17 protein-coding genes are annotated in these 16,666 nt (G+C 65.5%); 11 read left to right on the forward strand and 6 right to left on the reverse strand.

Annotation, left to right across the window (positions count from 1 at the left end; genetic code table 11):
* Window positions 1–11 precede the first annotated feature (11 nt).
* A complete protein-coding gene (gene dinB / locus BM046_RS01865) occupies window positions 12–1,070 on the forward strand; it encodes a DNA polymerase IV (protein WP_235818544.1) in 1,059 nt (352 codons plus the stop codon).
* On the opposite strand, the gene BM046_RS01870 is transcribed toward dinB, so the two are convergent.
* Window positions 1,067–1,507 (reverse strand): hypothetical protein, encoded by a 441-nt coding sequence (locus BM046_RS01870; RefSeq protein WP_090536401.1) that lies wholly within the window; start codon window positions 1,505–1,507, stop codon window positions 1,067–1,069. The two genes, dinB and BM046_RS01870, sit on opposite strands and share 4 nt — an antisense overlap.
* 141 nt (window positions 1,508–1,648) lie before the next feature.
* Between BM046_RS01870 and BM046_RS01875 the strand changes: the two genes are divergently transcribed.
* Entirely contained in the window at window positions 1,649–2,431 is a 783-nt protein-coding gene (locus BM046_RS01875) for an SDR family oxidoreductase (protein WP_090536403.1), read from the forward strand.
* Window positions 2,432–2,434: 3 nt separating this feature from the next.
* Here BM046_RS01875 and BM046_RS01880 read toward each other — a convergent pair whose 3' ends face one another.
* Window positions 2,435–2,875: a DUF2489 domain-containing protein gene (locus tag BM046_RS01880; protein ID WP_177197762.1), complete on the reverse strand. Its 441-nt coding sequence runs from the start codon at window positions 2,873–2,875 to the stop codon at window positions 2,435–2,437.
* Between the two features lie 31 nt (window positions 2,876–2,906).
* Window positions 2,907–3,389, reverse strand: a complete 483-nt coding sequence (locus BM046_RS01885; protein WP_090536406.1) for an LEA/WHy family protein — start codon at window positions 3,387–3,389, stop codon at window positions 2,907–2,909.
* A 133-nt stretch (window positions 3,390–3,522) separates the two neighbouring features.
* Between BM046_RS01885 and BM046_RS01890 the strand changes: the two genes are divergently transcribed.
* Complete coding sequence (locus tag BM046_RS01890) at window positions 3,523–4,092, forward strand: hypothetical protein (protein ID WP_090536408.1); 570 nt, start codon at window positions 3,523–3,525, stop codon at window positions 4,090–4,092.
* Between the two features lie 6 nt (window positions 4,093–4,098).
* On the opposite strand, the gene BM046_RS01895 is transcribed toward BM046_RS01890, so the two are convergent.
* Complete coding sequence (locus BM046_RS01895; RefSeq protein ID WP_090536410.1) at window positions 4,099–4,578, reverse strand: YchJ family protein; 480 nt, start codon at window positions 4,576–4,578, stop codon at window positions 4,099–4,101.
* A 69-nt stretch (window positions 4,579–4,647) separates the two neighbouring features.
* Between BM046_RS01895 and dinG the strand changes: the two genes are divergently transcribed.
* From dinG to pdxH, 3 genes are all read left to right on the forward strand, one after another.
* The gene (dinG, locus tag BM046_RS01900; protein WP_090536412.1) at window positions 4,648–6,780 is read left to right on the forward strand and encodes an ATP-dependent DNA helicase DinG; all 2,133 of its coding nucleotides are present in this window, start codon (window positions 4,648–4,650) and stop codon (window positions 6,778–6,780) included.
* 146 nt (window positions 6,781–6,926) lie between these two features.
* Entirely contained in the window at window positions 6,927–8,099 is a 1,173-nt protein-coding gene (locus BM046_RS01905) for a serine hydrolase domain-containing protein (protein ID WP_090536414.1), read from the forward strand.
* Between the two features lie 89 nt (window positions 8,100–8,188).
* Window positions 8,189–8,809, forward strand: a complete 621-nt coding sequence (pdxH, locus tag BM046_RS01910) for a pyridoxamine 5'-phosphate oxidase (RefSeq protein WP_407046220.1) — start codon at window positions 8,189–8,191, stop codon at window positions 8,807–8,809.
* A 16-nt stretch (window positions 8,810–8,825) separates the two neighbouring features.
* Here pdxH and BM046_RS01915 read toward each other — a convergent pair whose 3' ends face one another.
* Window positions 8,826–10,073, reverse strand: a complete 1,248-nt coding sequence (locus BM046_RS01915; protein ID WP_090536418.1) for a TIGR03862 family flavoprotein — start codon at window positions 10,071–10,073, stop codon at window positions 8,826–8,828.
* A gap of 198 nt (window positions 10,074–10,271) precedes the next feature.
* Here BM046_RS01915 and tesB point away from each other — a divergent pair, with 198 nt between their 5' ends.
* Window positions 10,272–11,141: an acyl-CoA thioesterase II gene (gene tesB, locus BM046_RS01920; protein WP_090536420.1), complete on the forward strand. Its 870-nt coding sequence runs from the start codon at window positions 10,272–10,274 to the stop codon at window positions 11,139–11,141.
* Window positions 11,128–11,730, forward strand: a complete 603-nt coding sequence (locus tag BM046_RS01925; protein WP_090536422.1) for an HAD family hydrolase — start codon at window positions 11,128–11,130, stop codon at window positions 11,728–11,730. The genes tesB and BM046_RS01925 overlap by 14 nt, the downstream gene beginning before the upstream one ends.
* Before the next feature lie 6 nt (window positions 11,731–11,736).
* On the opposite strand, the gene nadC is transcribed toward BM046_RS01925, so the two are convergent.
* Window positions 11,737–12,585, reverse strand: a complete 849-nt coding sequence (gene nadC, locus BM046_RS01930) for a carboxylating nicotinate-nucleotide diphosphorylase (RefSeq protein ID WP_090536424.1) — start codon at window positions 12,583–12,585, stop codon at window positions 11,737–11,739.
* A 229-nt stretch (window positions 12,586–12,814) separates the two neighbouring features.
* Here nadC and BM046_RS01935 point away from each other — a divergent pair, with 229 nt between their 5' ends.
* The 3 genes from BM046_RS01935 (at window position 12,815) to ampE (ending at window position 16,594) form a co-directional block, all read left to right on the forward strand.
* Window positions 12,815–15,139, forward strand: a complete 2,325-nt coding sequence (locus BM046_RS01935) for a DUF1631 domain-containing protein (protein ID WP_177197763.1) — start codon at window positions 12,815–12,817, stop codon at window positions 15,137–15,139.
* A 76-nt stretch (window positions 15,140–15,215) separates the two neighbouring features.
* Window positions 15,216–15,785 (forward strand): 1,6-anhydro-N-acetylmuramyl-L-alanine amidase AmpD, encoded by a 570-nt coding sequence (ampD, locus tag BM046_RS01940; RefSeq protein WP_090536428.1) that lies wholly within the window; start codon window positions 15,216–15,218, stop codon window positions 15,783–15,785.
* Entirely contained in the window at window positions 15,785–16,594 is an 810-nt protein-coding gene (gene ampE, locus BM046_RS01945) for a regulatory signaling modulator protein AmpE (protein WP_090536431.1), read from the forward strand. The genes ampD and ampE overlap by 1 nt, the downstream gene beginning before the upstream one ends.
* The last annotated feature ends 72 nt before the right edge of the window (window positions 16,595–16,666 follow it).

The raw sequence follows: 16,666 nt of genomic DNA on the forward strand, positions 1-16,666 counted from the left end.
ACGGCGGACTGTTGGCCTTGCGCAAGATCATTCATATCGACTGCGACTGTTTCTACGCCTCCATCGAGATGCGGGATGACCCGCGACTGCGCAACCGGCCGCTGGCGGTGGGTGGTGATCCCGGCAAGCGCGGGGTGATCGCCACCTGCAATTACGAGGCCCGCGCCTACGGCGTGCGCTCGGCCATGGCCTCGGCCTACGCCAAGAAGCTCTGTCCTGATCTGCTGATCGTGCCCGGCCGCATGTCGGTCTACCGGGAAGTGTCAGAGGCGATCCAGGCGATCTTTCACGATTACACCCCGCTGGTCCAGCCGCTGTCGCTGGACGAAGCCTATCTGGATGTCACCGACAGCGCCGCCTGCCGCGGCAGCGCCACGCTGATGGCCCGGGAAATCCGCGAGCGTGTTCGCCAGAGTCAGGGCATCACGGTTTCCGCCGGTGTGGCCCCGAACAAGTTCCTGGCCAAGATCGCCAGCGACTGGAACAAGCCCGACGGGCTCAAGGTGATACTGCCGGAGGAGGTGGATGACTTTGTCAGGGCACTGCCGGTGGACCGCCTGCCGGGGGTCGGCAAGGTCACCGCCCGTCGTCTGCACAGCCTGGGGGTGGATACCTGTGAGGAACTGCGGGTCTGGCGTCGCCAGGACCTGTTGCGCGAGTTCGGCAGTTTCGGCGAGCGCCTCTGGGAGCTGGCCCGCGGCATTGATGACCGTCCGCTGGTGGTGGAGCGAGTGCGGCAGTCGGTGAGTGTGGAGCATACCTATGAGCAGGATCTGCCGGATCTGGCGGCCTGCATTGCCGCCTTGCCGTCCTTGCTGGAAAAACTGGCCCAGCGATTGGGCCGGCTGGAAGGCGACTACCGGGTGACCAAACCCTTCATCAAGCTCAAGTTTCAGGACTTTACCCAGACTACCCTGGAGCAGGCCGGCATGCCGGTGACCCCGGCGGGCTTCGAGGAACTGTGCAGCCAGGCCTATGCCCGGGGTGGGCGGCCGGTGCGGTTGATCGGTGTGGGTGTGCGCCTGGATAACGCGCACAGCCCGATCGGTGAGCAGTTGCCGTTGTTCTAGGCCCGGGCAGCCTTGCTGCAGGCAGGGCACAGATGGTTGTCGCCCCGGGGCGTCCAGCCCAGCTGACTGATGCGCTGCACGGCCTTGGCGGTGCGTTGCTGCAGGTCGTCACTGTCTGCGGCGAGAAACTCGAAGGCCTGTTCCCTGCTGCACTGGTCGCACCGGATCGACCAGCCCAGCACCAGCTGACCGCGCAGATCCGGGCCGCTGGCGGTGGCGGTCCACTGGCCGGGCGGATTGATCAGATAGCGGATCTTGTTCACCTGCAGGGGCAGCGGCAGATCGCGGCTGCCCTTGACCGTGCAGATCAGCGTATCGCCCGGCTGGATGCCGCCGCCCTGACCGGTCACCTGATAGAGTCCGCCGGCCAGGGTCCGGCATTCGATCAGGGTATGTGAAGGGTTCAGCGCCGTGCGCCGGAAGTCATGTTCTGCCATGGGAGTATCCACCGGGGGGAAAGGCCACATGATAACACCGGTGCAGGTTGGCATATCACCACGCTCACTGATGGTCCGCCTCGCGGCGCTGGGCTTGTAGGATCTGACCAACAGCCAGACCAATACACCAGAGGACACACCATGAGCGTAATGCAATTGTTCGACCTGACCGGCAAGGTTGCCCTGATCACCGGCGGCACCAAGGGATTGGGTCTGCAGATGGCCCAGGCACTGGGGGAGCAGGGCGCACGCATCTTCATGAACGCGCGCAAGGCTGACGAAGTGCAGCAGGTAGTGGCCGAGCTCAAGGCCCGTGGCATCGAAGCCGACGGCATCGCCTGCGACCTGAGCAAGCCCGAAGGCAACCCCATCACTACCCTGGTGGATGCCGCCGAAGCCCGTTTCGGCACCATCGACATCCTGATCAACAATGCCGGCACCACCTGGGGCGAGCCGGCGGCCGAGCACAGCTATGCCGGCTGGCAGAAGGTGATGTACCTGAACGTGGACGCCTGCTTCCTGCTGGCCCAGGAAGTGGCCCGCCGCTTCATGATCCCCAGACGGTCGGGCAAGATCATCAACATTGCCTCCATCGCCGGCCTCAAGGGCAACGGCCCGAATACCGGGGTGCATACTGCTGCCTACAACACCAGCAAGGCCGCAGCCATCAACCTGACCCGTGCACTGGCTGGCGAGTGGGGTGCCTACAACATCAACGTCAATGCCATCTGCCCGGGCTACTTCCCGACCAAGCTGGCCAAGGGGCTGGACCACGTTGCCGAGTCCATCATCCAGGGCACCCCGATGGGGCGTGTCGGTGGCGAGGATGACATCAAGGGTGTGGCACTGCTGCTGGCCAGCGAGGCGTCCCGCCATATCAGCGGTCAGGCAATTGCCGTGGACGGAGGCTATTCTGCCGTCTGATTCTCAGCCCAGTCCGTGGCGCAGCACCTCGGCCGTACGCAGCAGTGCGTCGCGGTGCTGCTGCTCCAGTTCGGCCATGTGGCGCTCGTGCTGCCGCCGCTCGGCCAGGGGCAGCTCCTTCCAGGCGGCGTGGGTCGGAATGTGCGCCGTGGCATTGTAGAGCGTTTCCAGTACCTCGATATCCAGATCGGCCGGTCGGGCGCCGCTGTAGTTGTCCAGCAGGACCTTGAGGCGGATGGCGCCCTCGATCGCCGGCAGCTGACCGTCAAGCAGGGCCTGGGCCAGGACCCGGATATCACCGGCCAGCCGCTGGTTGCGGGCCTGGAGTGACTCGGCCTGACGCTGGCGATTGCGCCATACCTGGTACCACAGCCAGGCGGCGTAGCCGGCGAGCAGGAAGATCAGCAAGAGTCCACTGAGGACCAGCCATTCGGTTGGCTGCATGGTGGTTATCCCTTCGGCCCGGTTCGGCGGGTCATCGTTTCAGGTTCAGGTCAGCGGGAGCCAGGGTACCCTGTTCGTCCAGCGTCAGGCGCCGGGCCCAGAACAGCCCGGTATTGATATGGCCGCTGATCCGGTAATCAACCGGCTGTTGGTGCTCGACCATGTCCAGCAGACCACCCAGATGACGCCACAGATTGGATCTCACCGTCAGATCGAAGTACTCCGACCCGTAGGCCGGTACCGTGAAATGCCGGTCCGCCACGCCGGTGGCCAGCCGCATGCCGTTCAGATACACCTGATACTGCATGCCGCGAACCGGCAGACTGCGGTCATTGGGGTTGTCCACCCGCATGCGCAGGCGGAAGGACTGTTCCCAGAGATTGGCCTTGAGCATTTCCACGTTGGCCAGGGTCACCTCCGGCTCGCTGTAGGACCGGCTGAACATGGCACAGCCCTGCAGGCTGAACAGCCCCAGCAGCATCAGCAGTGTCAGTCCAGTCGAGCGCAGCATCATGGCGATCCCTCCTTGCAGGAACTGCCCCGTGAGTGGACGGAGTTGTCGCTCACCGGCAGCCTGTCCATACTAGGTTCAGTTGAGTTGAAACGGCAACCGAACCTAGCACCGATTTGAGACAAGGGAGTGAAAAATGGCAGCGTTCGAGGTGGTTTTCCGCGGGCAGGTGCGCCCGGGAGTGGATATCGAGCAGGCCAGGAGCCGCATCGGGCAGTTGTTCCAGGTTGGTGAGCGGCAGCTTGAGGTGCTGTTCTCCGGCCGCCGGATAGTCATCAAGCAGGGGCTGGACGAGGCCGGTGCGCAGAAGTACCGCGACGCCATCGAGCGGGCCGGTGCGCTCTGCGAGATAGTGCCGATGGTCGATGAGCCGGTGTCTGCGCCTGCGTCTGAACCCGCATCCGCACCCGCGCCTACACCCGCGCCCGAGCCGGCCCGCCCAGCGGCACCCGCCGCCGCGGCGATTCAGCCGAGGGACGAGTACATGGCGGCCTTCCGCGATGTTCAGGCGCCGGACCTGCCCATCGCCCCGCTGGGCGCGGACATGCAGGACAGTTACAGCGAATTCACGCCGCTGGATATCGATCTGTCAGCCTTTTCGCTGGCGCCTGTCGGCAGCGATATGGGGCAGCTCCCCCGCAGCCCCGCCGGGCCAATTCCCGATACCAGTCATCTGCATCTGGCCGACGAGGGCAATAACGGCTAGGGGCTGTCAGTACCGGCAGCACTGCTTGAACTTGCGTCCCGAGCCGCAGGGGCAGGGATCGTTGCGACCGACGCTGAGCGGGTGATTGGGATCGATGAAGTACCAGCGCCCGTCCAGTTGGCAGAACTCCGAGCGTTCCAGGTGACTGTGACGGGTGCCGTCCGGGTCCGCCCAACGGGCCACGAAGCTGACCCGGGCGCGGCTGGCGGTGTCGCCATCGGGGGCATCCTCGGTCACTTCCAGCCCCAGCCATTCGCTTTCCCGGCTCCACTGCTCCATGGCCTGCCGGTCGAGCAGTGCCTGCTGCGCGGGCAGCGTGGTCTGCACCAGATAGTCGATCAGTCCCAGCACGTAAGCGCTGTAGCGTGAGCGCATGAGGCGCCCGGCGCCGGCGGCGCGGCGACCCTGGTGCAGGGGCTGGCAGCAGTCGGCATAGGGGCGACCGTCTCCGCAGGGACAGGGCATGTCGGGCTGTGATGCAAGCATGGTATTTGCCTTGAGGTCTGAACAGAGGTGGGTGAGATGGTATCATCCCTGTTCTGCCCCGGAGACCGCATGCTCAACGATGACCTCAAGGCCCAGATCCAGACGGCCTACCGTACCTTCCTCGAAAACAAGTCGCTGAAGCCGCGTTACGGCCAGCGATTGATGATCGCCGAGGTGGCCAAGCTGTTCGGTGGAGTGAGCCTGGACGAGGAAGGCCATCGGGATGGAGAGGCGGCGGTTGCCCTGGTCGAGGCCGGCACCGGGACCGGCAAGACGGTCGCCTATTGCCTGGCCGGCATTCCCATAGCCAGGCATCTGGGCAAGCCGCTGGTGATCTCCACCGCCACCGTGGCCCTGCAGGAGCAGATAGTGCTCAAGGACCTGCCGGATATTCAGCGCAATGCGGGCCTGGATTTCCAGTTCTCCCTGGCCAAGGGGCGCGGACGCTATGTGTGTCTGTCCAAACTGGACCAGCTGCTGCAGGACAACCAGGCGCTGGCCAGCCAGCAGCAGGGCTTTGCCGAAGAGGGCTTTCGCATCGATGTGGATGCGGCGGGCCTGAAGCTCTACACCCGCATGGTCGAGGCGCTGGCCAGCAACAAGTGGGACGGCGAGCGCGATTCCTGGCCCGAGGCGCTGGAGGATCAGGACTGGTCGCGGCTGACTACCGATCATATCCAGTGCACCAACCGCCGCTGCGGTCACTTCAACCAGTGCGTGTTCTACAAGGCCCGCGAGGGCATCCAGAAGATCGATGTCATAGTCACCAACCACGACCTGGTGCTGGCCGATCTGGCCCTGGGCGGCGGGGCCATACTGCCCGACCCGCGGGACTGCCTGTACGTGTTCGATGAGGGGCATCACCTGCCGGACAAGGCGATCAGCCATTTCGCCCACCATACCCGCATGGGCGCCACTGCCGACTGGCTCGATCAGCTGGACAAGAACCTGACCAAGCTGCTGGCCCAGCACCCGCTGCCCGGGGATTTCGGTCGTCTGCTGGAGCAGGTGCCCCAGCAGGCCCGGGAACTGAGGCCGCATCAGCAGTTCATGGCCCAGGCCCTGGGCGAGGTCGCGGACTTTGCCAGTGCCGAGGACGGCAGCGGCCAGATCCGGCCGCAGTATCGCTTCGAGCATGGGGTGGTGCCAGAGCAGCTGCGTGAGATGTCGGTGGAACTCAAGGGCGGCTTCGGGCGCATCAGCGACCTGCTGCAGCGGCTGGTCGATCTGCTCAAGGACGCGATGGATGGCGAGGTCAGTGGCGTGCACCAGACCCAGGCCGAGGAATGGTATCCGCTGTTCGGCGCACTGCAGGCCCGGGCCGAGGCCAACTGGACCCTGTGGACCCAGTTCAGTCTGGTCGACCCCGAGGACAAGCCGCCGACCGCTCGCTGGATGACCCTGACCGAGCAGGGTGATCTGGAGGTGCATGTCAGCCCCATACTGGCGGCCGACACCCTGCGTCAGTACCTGTGGCACACGGCCTTTGCCGCCCTGGTCACGTCCGCCACCATCACCGCCCTGGGCCGCTTCGACCGTTTCATCCACCGCGCCGGTCTGCCGCGCAGCGCGGTGTGCACCCTGGCACCCAGTCCGTTCCGCTATGCCGAGAGTGGCGTGTTGCGGGTACCCGACTATGGTGCAGATCCGCGGGACAACACCGCCCACAGCGCTGCCATCATCGAGCATCTGCCGGACATCCTGCGTGACGAGCCGGGCAGCCTGGTGCTGTTCTCCTCGCGCCGGCAGATGCTCGAGGTGTACGCCGGTCTGCCGGCGGATTTTCGCGAGCGCATACTGGTGCAGGGCGACCTGTCCAAGCAGGAACTGATCCGCCAGCACCGCGCGCGGGTGGACAAGGGCCAGCAGAGCGTGATCTTCGGTCTGGCCAGCTTTGCCGAAGGGGTGGACCTGCCGGGCAAGTACTGCGAACACGTGGTGATTGCCAAGATCCCCTTCGCCGTGCCGGATGATCCGGTGGAGGCGGCGCTGTCGGAGTGGATAGAGCGCAACGGTGGCAACCCCTTCATGGAGATTGCAGTACCGGATGCCTGCCTGCGCCTGGTCCAGGCCTGCGGCCGGCTGCTGCGAACCGAGCAGGACACCGGCATCATTACCCTGCTGGATCGGCGGCTGGTGACCCAGCGCTATGGCAAGGCTATCCTTGCCGCGCTGCCGCCGTTTCGGCGGGAAATCGAGTAGAAGGCTATTCCCCCCGGGGCGCGGCTCCTGCAGTTGCAGGCGCCAGCTGGGCTGTAGGAGCGCCGCCCCTGGCGCGAATACCCGCATCACCGGACCCGGACCGGAACAACCCAGGCCAACCCATTAATCGGACAAGAACCAATAAGATGACCCAGATACAAGGCTATTTCGACCCCCGCTTCGAAACCGTGCGTGAACTCTTTGCCCAGCAGCAGCGCGACCCGCAGGCCCGTGGGGCGGCGCTGTGCGTGACCGTGGGGGATACCACTGTGCTGGATATCTGGGCCGGGGTGATGGACAAGGACAACAGCCGGGTCTGGGAACAGGACACCCTGGTCAACGTCTTCTCCTGTACCAAGCCGCTGGGTGCGGTGGCCCTGCTGCAGCAGGTAGAGGCCGGTCGTATCACGCTGGATCAGCCGGTGGCGGACATCTGGCCGGAGTTTGCCCAGGCCGGCAAGCAGCAGGTCACCCTGCGTCAGCTGCTCAGTCATCGCTCCGGGGTTTCCGCCATCAGCGAGCCGATGGCGCCGGAACAGCTGTTCGACTGGCAGGCCATGACCGCCGCCATTGCAGCCCAGGAACCCTGGTGGGAGCCCGGCAGCCGGCATGGCTATGCGCCCCTGACCTATGCCTGGCTGCTGGGTGAACCCCTGCGCCGGCTGAGCGGACAGATGCCGGGAGATTACCTGCGTGAACGGCTGTTTCTGCCTTTGGGCATGGACTTCCATGTCGGCGTCCCCGACGCGGATCTGCCGCGTATCGCGCACCTGTCGCGGCTGCGCAATCAGTCCGGGGACGAGTACGCCCGCGCCCTGTTCGCCGCCATGGGCAATGCCGCAGGCCTGCAGTGGAAGGCCTTCGCCAACCCCAGCAGCCTGCAGACCAGTACCAACAAGCGGGAATGGCAGCAGGCGCAGATCCTGGCCGCCAACGGCACCGGTAATGCCCGTTCCCTGGCGCGTTTCTGGCAAGCGCTGGCCCACGACGGGCAGCTCGGGGATGTCCGCCTGCTGGACAGCGAACTGGTGCAACTGATGCGCCGTGAGCACAGTGCCGGGGACGATCTGACGCTGCTGTGTCCGACCCGCTTCGGCCTGGGCGTGATGCTCGAGCAGGACTGGCAGGGGGGCAGCTTCGGCATGGGCGCCAATGCCTTCGGTCATCCGGGTGCCGGTGGTTCGCTGGGCTTTGCCGACCCGGACGCCAAGGTCGGTTTCGGCTATGTGACCAATACCATGGGGCCCTATGTGCTCACCGACCCCCGGGCGGGCGAGCTCAGCCGCGAGGTCTACCGTTGCCTGCGCGAGTTCTGTTGAGCAGCGTCAATGGCGTCCGCAGGCAGATATGCCAGAATCAGCAGCATGATCTTTCAGGAAGTTCGCCCGTGAAATACAGCATTGCCGATATGCGCCGCAACTACACCCGTTATGGACTGGTGGAGGAGCAGGCCCCCGATGATCCCTTCAGTCTGTTCGGCCTCTGGTTCAGCCAGGCGGTGGAAGTGGAGTCCACCGAACCCAATGCGATGATGCTGGCCAGCGTTGACGGCGACGGTCAGCCCCATCTGCGCACCCTGCTGCTCAAGGGGTTCGACGAGCGGGGCTTCGTGTTCTTCACCAACTACCAGAGCGCAAAGGCGGGGCAGCTACTGGCCAACCCGAGGGCGGCAATGACCTTCTGGTGGCACGACCTCGAGCGCCAGGTGCGCATCGAAGGCCAGGTGGAGAAGGTCAGCGCCGAGGAATCCGACCAGTACTTCCACAGCCGCCCTCTGGGCAGTCGGCTGGGCGCCTGGACCTCACCCCAGAGCCAGGTGATCAGCGGCCGCGAAGAGCTCGAACGGCGTCTGGCCGAGGTCGAAGCGCGGTTTGCCGATACCGAACCGGAGCGTCCACCGCACTGGGGCGGCTTCCGTCTGGTGCCGCAGATGATCGAATTCTGGCAGGGCCGGCCGAGCCGGCTGCATGACCGGCTGCGTTATCGCCGGGTCGAGGATGCCTGGGTGCGCGAACGCCTGGCCCCGTGAGGGGCGCGCCGGCGTATCAGCGCGCCTTCAGCCAGGCCAGGGCGCCCCGGCCGGCGACCAGGCCACTGGCGAAGCAGGCGGTCAGCAGATAGCCGCCGGTCGGTGCTTCCCAGTCCAGCATTTCCCCCGCGCAGAACACCCCCGGAAGCCGGCGCAGCATCAGCTGGTCATCCAGCGCCTGGCGGGCGATGCCGCCGGCGCTGCTGATGGCCTCGTCCAGCGGTCGGGTGCCGTGCAGCCGGATCGGCAGCGCCTTGATGCCGGCGGCCAGTTGCGCGGAATCCAGCAGTTGCCCACGCTCCAGACATTCATGCAGCAGAGCGACCTTCAGGCCATCCAGACCGGCGCGCTTGCGCAGTATGCTCGACAGTGTCTGGCCCTTGCGCGGTCTGGTGAGCAGCTCGGCGAGCTGTGCCGGAGTGCGGTCCGGGGCCAGATCCAGCTGCAGGGTGGCCTGCCCGTCACGCTCCAGTAATTCGCGCAGGGGCGCGGACAGGGCATAGACGAGGCTGCCTTCCAGACCATCCTCGGTGATGATGCATTCGCCGCGGCGCTCCAGCTGCTCGCCGCTGGTGGTGCTCAGACGGGCAACCACCGGCTTGAGCGGCTGCCCGGCGAACCTGCTGCTCAGGTGCTGGCTCCAGTTGCAGAGAAGGCCACAGTTGGCCGGCCGCAGATCCCGGATGTCCATGCCCTTCTCACGCAGCAATGATACCCAGCGGCCATCGGAGCCCAGGCGTGCCCAGCTGCCGCCACCCAGGGCGAGGATCACGGCGTCGGCCTGTACCCGCCGGTGCCCGGCAGGAGTGTCGAACATCAGGGCCTGCTGCTCATCCCAGCCCAGCCAGCGGTGGCGGGTGTGCAGCTGCACACCCGCATCACGCAGGCGCTTGAGCCAGGCGCGCAGCAGGGGTGCCGCTTTCATGTCGGTGGGAAATACCCGACCGGAAGAGCCGACGAAGGTATCTATGCCCAGGTCGTGAATCCACTGGCGCAGGGCAGGGGCATCCAGTTGTTCCAGCCAGCCCGCCACCCAGGGCGCGGCTTCGCGGTAACGGCTGATAAAACGCTCCGCTGCCTCGGAGTGGGTGATATTCATGCCGCCGACCCCGGCCAGCAGGAACTTGCGGCCCACCGAGGGCATGGCGTCAAACAGGGCAACCGACAGGCCGGCGCCAGCCACGGTTTCTGCGGCCATCAGGCCGGCCGGGCCACCGCCGATGACGGCGACGAGGGGCGCGCTTGAGGAGGGCTGGGGCGACATGCGGAGCTCCGGTGTGAACTGCGGCGCAGTGTACCTCAAAGCCGGGCGAGTACGCAGTGACAGCACGGTTTACAAGCCGATACTGTCAGAATGCGACGCCGGGGTTTAGAATCTCATCCCTTTTCGGTGCGACACTCTGTCGCGATTATGACGTCGTCCCCTCCCGCCCCCTGGCGGCAGGGCAGTCGAGGAGCCGCTATGAGCGAAAAACTGGATGACCTGGTCAGCCTGCTGGCGCTGGAGAAGATAGAAGAGAATCTGTTTCGTGGTCTGAGTCAGGATCTTGGCTTTCGCCAGCTGTTCGGTGGCCAGGTTCTCGGACAGGCCCTGTCCGCTGCCAGCCAGACAGTGGCGCCGGAGCGCAAGGTGCACTCGGTTCATGGTTACTTCCTGCGTCCGGGCGATGCCCGTCTGCCGATCGTCTATCAGGTGGAGTCGCCCCGCGATGGCGGCAGCTTCACTACCCGCACCGTCACCGCCATCCAGAAGGGACGGGCGATCTTCACCCTGATGGCATCCTTTCACGGTGATGAGCGGGGTGTCTCGCACCAGACGCCGATGCCCGAGGTGGTCGGCCCGGAAGGATTGAAGAGCGAGCTGGACGTGGCACTGGAGCATCAGCACCTGATCCCCGAGGCCGTGCGCGAGAGCGTGCTGTGTCCCAAGCCGATCGAGATCCGTCGGGTCAACGGCTACAACCCCTTCAACCCGAAGAAGTCCGAGCCGCAGCAGTACATCTGGTTCCGCGCCGCAGGCGAGCTGCCCGATGACGACCACCTGCACCGCTACCTGTTTGCCTACGCGTCGGACTTCAACCTGCTGAGCACCGCGGCGTTGCCCCATGGCATTTCCACCTGGTCACCGCGCATGCAGGTAGCCAGCATCGACCATGCGGTCTGGTTCCATCGCCCGCTGCGCATGGATGACTGGCTGCTGTACGCCATGGACAGCCCCTCGGCCAGCGGCGCCCGGGGCTTCTCCCGTGGTCTGGTGTACAACCGTGCCGGCGAACTGGTGGCCTCGGTGGCGCAGGAGTCGCTGATGCGTGAGCGCAATGACGGTATCTGACCTGCCGCTGCGGGGCTGGATATTCGATCTGGACGGTACCCTGACCGTCGCCCAGCATGACTTCGCGGCGATCCGCCGGGAGCTGGGCATCCCCGCCGAGGAGGATATTCTCGAGCATCTGGGGCGTCTGCCGATTGCCGAGCGCGACGAGCTCAATGCCCGTCTCGACGACATCGAGCTGCGCCTGGCCAGCCAGGTGGAGCCGGCCCCGGGGGCGGCGGAACTGATCCGCGAGCTGCACGGCCGCGGCGCGCGGCTGGGGATACTCACGCGCAACCTGCGCACGGTGGCGCTGGCCTCGCTGGACAGGATAGGTGTGGTGGAATGTTTCGCGCCCGAGCATGTGCTCGGACGCAACGATACGGCTCCCAAGCCTGCGCCTGACGGTATCCATCAGCTGCTCGCCGGCTGGCAGCTGCGCCGGGAGCAGGCGGTCATGGTCGGGGATTTCCGCTTCGACCTGGAGGCCGGGCGTGCGGCGGGCTGCCATACCTGCCTGGTGCACCCGGACAACAGCTGGCCGGCGCTGGCCGACCTGCATGTGCCGGACTGCCATGCGCTGCTGGCACAGGTGCGGTCCGCCGGTTGAGGCGGCTTACATGCTCAGGCGCATGGACAGGTCAACCGCCTTGACGTCCTTGGTCAGGCTGCCGATGGAGATGTAGTCCACACCGGTTTCCGCCACTCTGCGCAGGTTGGCCTCGTTGATGCCACCGGAGGCCTCGAGTCCGGCGCGGCCGGCGGTGATCCTGACTGCGGTGCGCATGTCCTCATGGCTCAGCTCGTCCAGCATGATGATGTCGGCACCGGCCTCCAGTGCCTGGCGCAGTTCCTCCAGGCTTTCCACCTCGACTTCCACCGGTTTGCCCGGAGCCAGCGCGCGGGCCTGGCTGACCGCCGCCTGGATACCGCCGCAGGCGGCAATGTGGTTTTCCTTGATCAGGAAGGCATCGAACAGGCCGATGCGGTGGTTGTGGCAACCGCCACAGGTGACCGCATACTTCTGTGCCAGGCGCAGGCCGGGCAGGGTCTTGCGCGTGTCCAGCAACTTCACGCCGGTGCCCTCGACCAGATCAGCGAAGTAGCGGCTGCGGGTGGCGGTGGCGGACAGGGTCTGGATGAAATTGAGAGCACAACGCTCGCCGGTCAGCAGTCCCCGCGCCGGGCCGCTGAGCAGGCAGAACGGCTGGTTGGGCTCGAGCCGGTCGCCATCGGCGGCCAGCCATTCGACGCTGATCTGCGGGTCGACCTGGCGGAAGACCTCATCCGCCCAGGCGGTGCCACAGAGGGTGGCGGGTTCCCGCGAGATGATGGTCGCCCGCGCCTGACGATCCGCCGGAATCAGTGCCGCGGTAATATCACCGCTGCCGACGTCCTCGGCCAGCGCCCGGCGCACCTCGTCCTGTATGGAAGGCTGCAGACTTTCAAGGGTGATATTGGGCATGGGCGGCTCCGTTGCGGTCGATGGTACGGCGAAAGCCTGTCAGTATACCCCCGTGGTCGGGGCCGGGAACATGGGCGGTGCGCCTTCATAAATTGTGACGCCGAGCAAATATTGAGTGCTTGCTACTACCGCTGTCAGCAAAGCATGTATACTTCCACTATATTTTGACGTCAGAAAATCGTCATTAAAGAGCGTCCACCATGAAGGACTGCTCGCCGGGAGAATGGCAATGTCCAAGGATCACAACAAGGTTGTTTCCCTTGCTTCTGTGGGTCAGGGCGTCCGCCGCCAGGGGGCGGTGTCGCGTGGCAGCTTGCCCCCGCCGCTGGCTGCGGTCCGCGACCGAGTGCAGACCTTCCTGCGGGTCGGCCTGAGCGAGCTGTTCGATAATGCCGATGACACCCTCTTTGCCAAGGCCGATCGCGCCGCCAGCAATGCCGATCAGAGCATGTTCTTCGACGCCATGCGGCTGCTGCGCCTGCAGCGTCACGCGGTTGAGAAGAGCTGCTGCGAAGGCCTGGACCGCCAGTTCAACGAACTGCAGGGCTACCGTCGCGCCGCCGAGGCGCCCGCCTCCTACGATCTCGACTCCCTGAGCCTGGTACAGCCCGACGAGCTGGAGCAGACGGTCGCCATGGACAGCATGGTGGGTCGGGTTCTGGCGCGCAATCAGCAGGCCCTTACCCATCTGACCCTGCGCCTGAATGCTCTGATCAATGGCGGGATCAGCGATGCCGACAATGTTCTGGCGCCGGCCCAGCTGGTGCAGCTGTTTGTCGATGGCTATGCGCCGCTGAACCTGGACATCAAGGTCCGCCTGATCATCCTCAAGATGTTCGAGCGGCACGTGTTCAACTCCCTCGATTCCCTTTACGCGGACATCAACGAGTTGCTGGCCAATGCCGGCGTGCTCCCCGATCTGAAACAGGGCGGTCCGGTGCGCCGGCCCCGGGCCGAACGTCCGGCGCCCGCCGCCAGCCGGCCCGCTGCCACCACCGGAGCGGCGGATGATGGCGCTGAGCAGCAGCAGGTCCTGTCGATCTTCAGCGAGCTGATCAGCAGCTGGCGGCACGTCAGTGGCGATGTGGCCCTCAGTGCCCTGGGCGCGCCCAGCGCTCCCCCGGTGCGCAGTGATGAGCTGCTCGGCATGCTCAACCATTTTGCCAGTCAGGCGAGCCATTCCGGCGCCTCGCTGACCGATCTGCGCAATCACATCAATCACCAGTTGACCGAACAGCAGCGCCAGACCGGCGAGGTGCGCAAGCTGGACCGGGTGGATGACGATGTCATCAGTCTGGTGTCCATGCTGTTTGACGTGGTGCTGGATGATGACCAGCTGCCCGCCGCCCTCAAGGCGCTGATCGGCCGCATGCAGCTGCCGATCCTGCGGGTCGCCATTGCCGACAAGAGCCTGTTCAACAGAGCTTCCCATCCGGCTCGCCGGCTGCTCAACGAGCTGGCTCGGGCGACCATGGGCTGGAGCGACCATGATGATCTGCAGCGCGACCAGTTGCATGCCCTGCTTGAACGCATGGTCGATCGCATGCACGGCGAGGCGCTGGTGGATGCGGCCTTCTTCGAGCAGATGCACGAGGAGCTGGCGGGTTTCGTGCGCCTGGAACAGCGTCGCGCAGAGCGGCTGGAGCAGCGTACCCGGGATGCTGAAGAGGGCCGGGCGCGGGTCGAGGCGGCGCGCAGCCAGGCTGCCAGGGTGCTCAATGGTCTGTTGATGGGGCGGACTCTGCCGGTATTCGTGGTGGATCTGCTGCGCGATCGCTGGAGCCAGGTTCTGCAGCTGGCGCACCTGCGCGAGGGCAGGGACTCGAGCGCCTGGCAGGATGCCGTGGCCCTGGCCGAACGCCTGGTGGAAAGTGTCGAAATCCCTGTTCGGGAAACCCTCGAGCAGCGGCGTCGGCTCAATGAGCAGGTCTGCGAAGGACTGTGTGACGGGCTGCGACTGATTGGCGAGGAGCAGCCGGAGGATTCTCCGCAGTTGCATCAGCTTCAGGCGCTGCAGCAGGCGGCACTGGCCACGATGGCACCGCCGGCACCGCCGGTGGTCGAGCCGGTCGAATCGTCCGTTATGGTCGAGCCGGTATCGGCTTCGATCTCCGAGGTTGAATCCGTTCCGGCAGCCGAACCGGGTCAGCCCGAGCTTGCCGTCGACATTCCGCTGCTGACCGATATGGTGCTGGTCGAGGAACCGGTTCTGGAGGAGCCGCTGCCCGAGTCGCAGCCGGAGACCGTGGCGGAGCTGCCGGACGCCGAGGCCGCGGCCTGGGTCGACAGCCTGCATACCGGCAGCTGGTTCGAACTGGCCGCGAGCGAAGACCGGCCGGCGCAACGCTGCAAGCTGGCGGCGATCATCAGCTTCAGCGGCAAGTACATCTTCGTCAATCGCAGTGGCATGAAGGTCGCAGAATATGGGCATCTGGAACTGAGCAGCCTCTACCAGCGCGGCGAAATCCGCCTGCTGGCCAACGATCAGCTGTTCGATCGCGCCCTGGAGTCGGTGATCGGCAATCTGCGGCAACTGCGCGGCAGCCGTTCCTGAGGGGCGGGCTGCCCGGCTTGCAGCCCGGGCCCGGGACGCCCTAGGATAGCGGTTTTGCTGTCGGGGTGCGGTTTCCATGCAGGTTGATCAGAACGGCTGGCTGAGCGAGGCAGCGCATTGCCCCTCCAGCCATTTCAATGAGCGTCCGGATCCGGACGACATTTCCCTGCTGGTGATCCACAACATCAGCCTGCCGCCGGGCCAGTTCGGCACCGGCTGCGTGCAGCAGTTCTTCAGCGGCACCCTGGATTGCTCAGCCCACCCCTATTTCCTGGAAATCGCCGATCTGCGTGTCTCGGCCCATTTCCTTGTCGAACGCGATGGCTCCATCACCCAGTTCGTATCCTGCCTGCAGCGCGCCTGGCATGCGGGTCAGTCAGCTTTTGCCGGGCGTGACAACTGCAATGACTTTTCCATCGGCGTCGAGCTGGAGGGCACCGACGAGCTGCCCTATACCGCCGCCCAGTATGACAGCCTGGTGAGGCTGACCCGGGCCCTGCGACGGGCCTATCCGCTGATCACGGCGCAACGTATTACCGGGCACGAGCATATTGCCCCGGGACGCAAGACCGACCCCGGTCCGGCCTTTGACTGGAACTCCTACCTCGCGCGGCTCGACGCCCCTCTCGAAGAAGGTGAAGACTGATGAATTTTCTGGTGCTGTTGCTGGTTGGACTGATCCTGCTGTGGTCACCCTGGCAGCGCGGTTATCCGCGGGATCTGCTGCAGCCATGGGTGCTGCGCGCCGGTGCCATCGGGACTGGCTGGCGTGCGGTAGCGGCGGTGCTCGCGCTGCTGCTGCCGATCGCTGTGCTGTTGTGGCTGGTGCAGGGGGTGGCCTATGGGTTTCTCACCCTGTTGCTGCATGTGGCACTGATGCTGTTGTGCGTGGGACGGCACGATCCGCTGCGCGGTTTCGGTCGGGAGTTCGTGAGCGCCTGGCAGCGCGGCGACCAGGCGGCGGCCGCTCTGGTTGCAGAGCAGCAGCTGGGAGTGGTCGACTCCGCGCCGGCGGGGTTGCTGACCCAGGTGCGTGCACGCATGGCCGCGACCTGCCTGCAGGATTATCTGGTGCCGGCCTTCTGGTATCTGCTGGTCGGGCCGCTGGGGGCATTGGCCTATCGTCTGCTGGAGCTGCTGCGGCAGCAGGGGACGCATGCAGCGGTGCAGCCTGCGGGGATGCTGGTACACGCGCTGGAATGGATACCCGCCAGGCTGATGGCACTGAGCTTCGCCCTGGTCGGCCAGTTCGAGAGTACGCTGCGCACCCTGAGGTCGCTGGCTGCCCAGTGGGAACTGTCTGCCGGGGAGCTGGTGGCGCGGTGTGCAGCGGCGGCCCTGAGCACCGAGCGCGGCGCGGAGGACATTGCGGTGATTGACGAGCAGCGACAGCTGCTGGTCCGCTGCATACTCAGCTGGGCAGTGATCATCGCCTTTCTTTCCCTGCTGGGTTAAAGAAGCGGGAGGCAGCGCCGATAGAATGACAAGCGCCACCGGGATGCGACCGGCGGCAGGAGTACAAGAAAT

It is taken from the genome of Halopseudomonas formosensis, from assembly GCF_900115905.1.
Lineage (GTDB): Bacteria > Pseudomonadota > Gammaproteobacteria > Pseudomonadales > Pseudomonadaceae > Halopseudomonas > Halopseudomonas formosensis.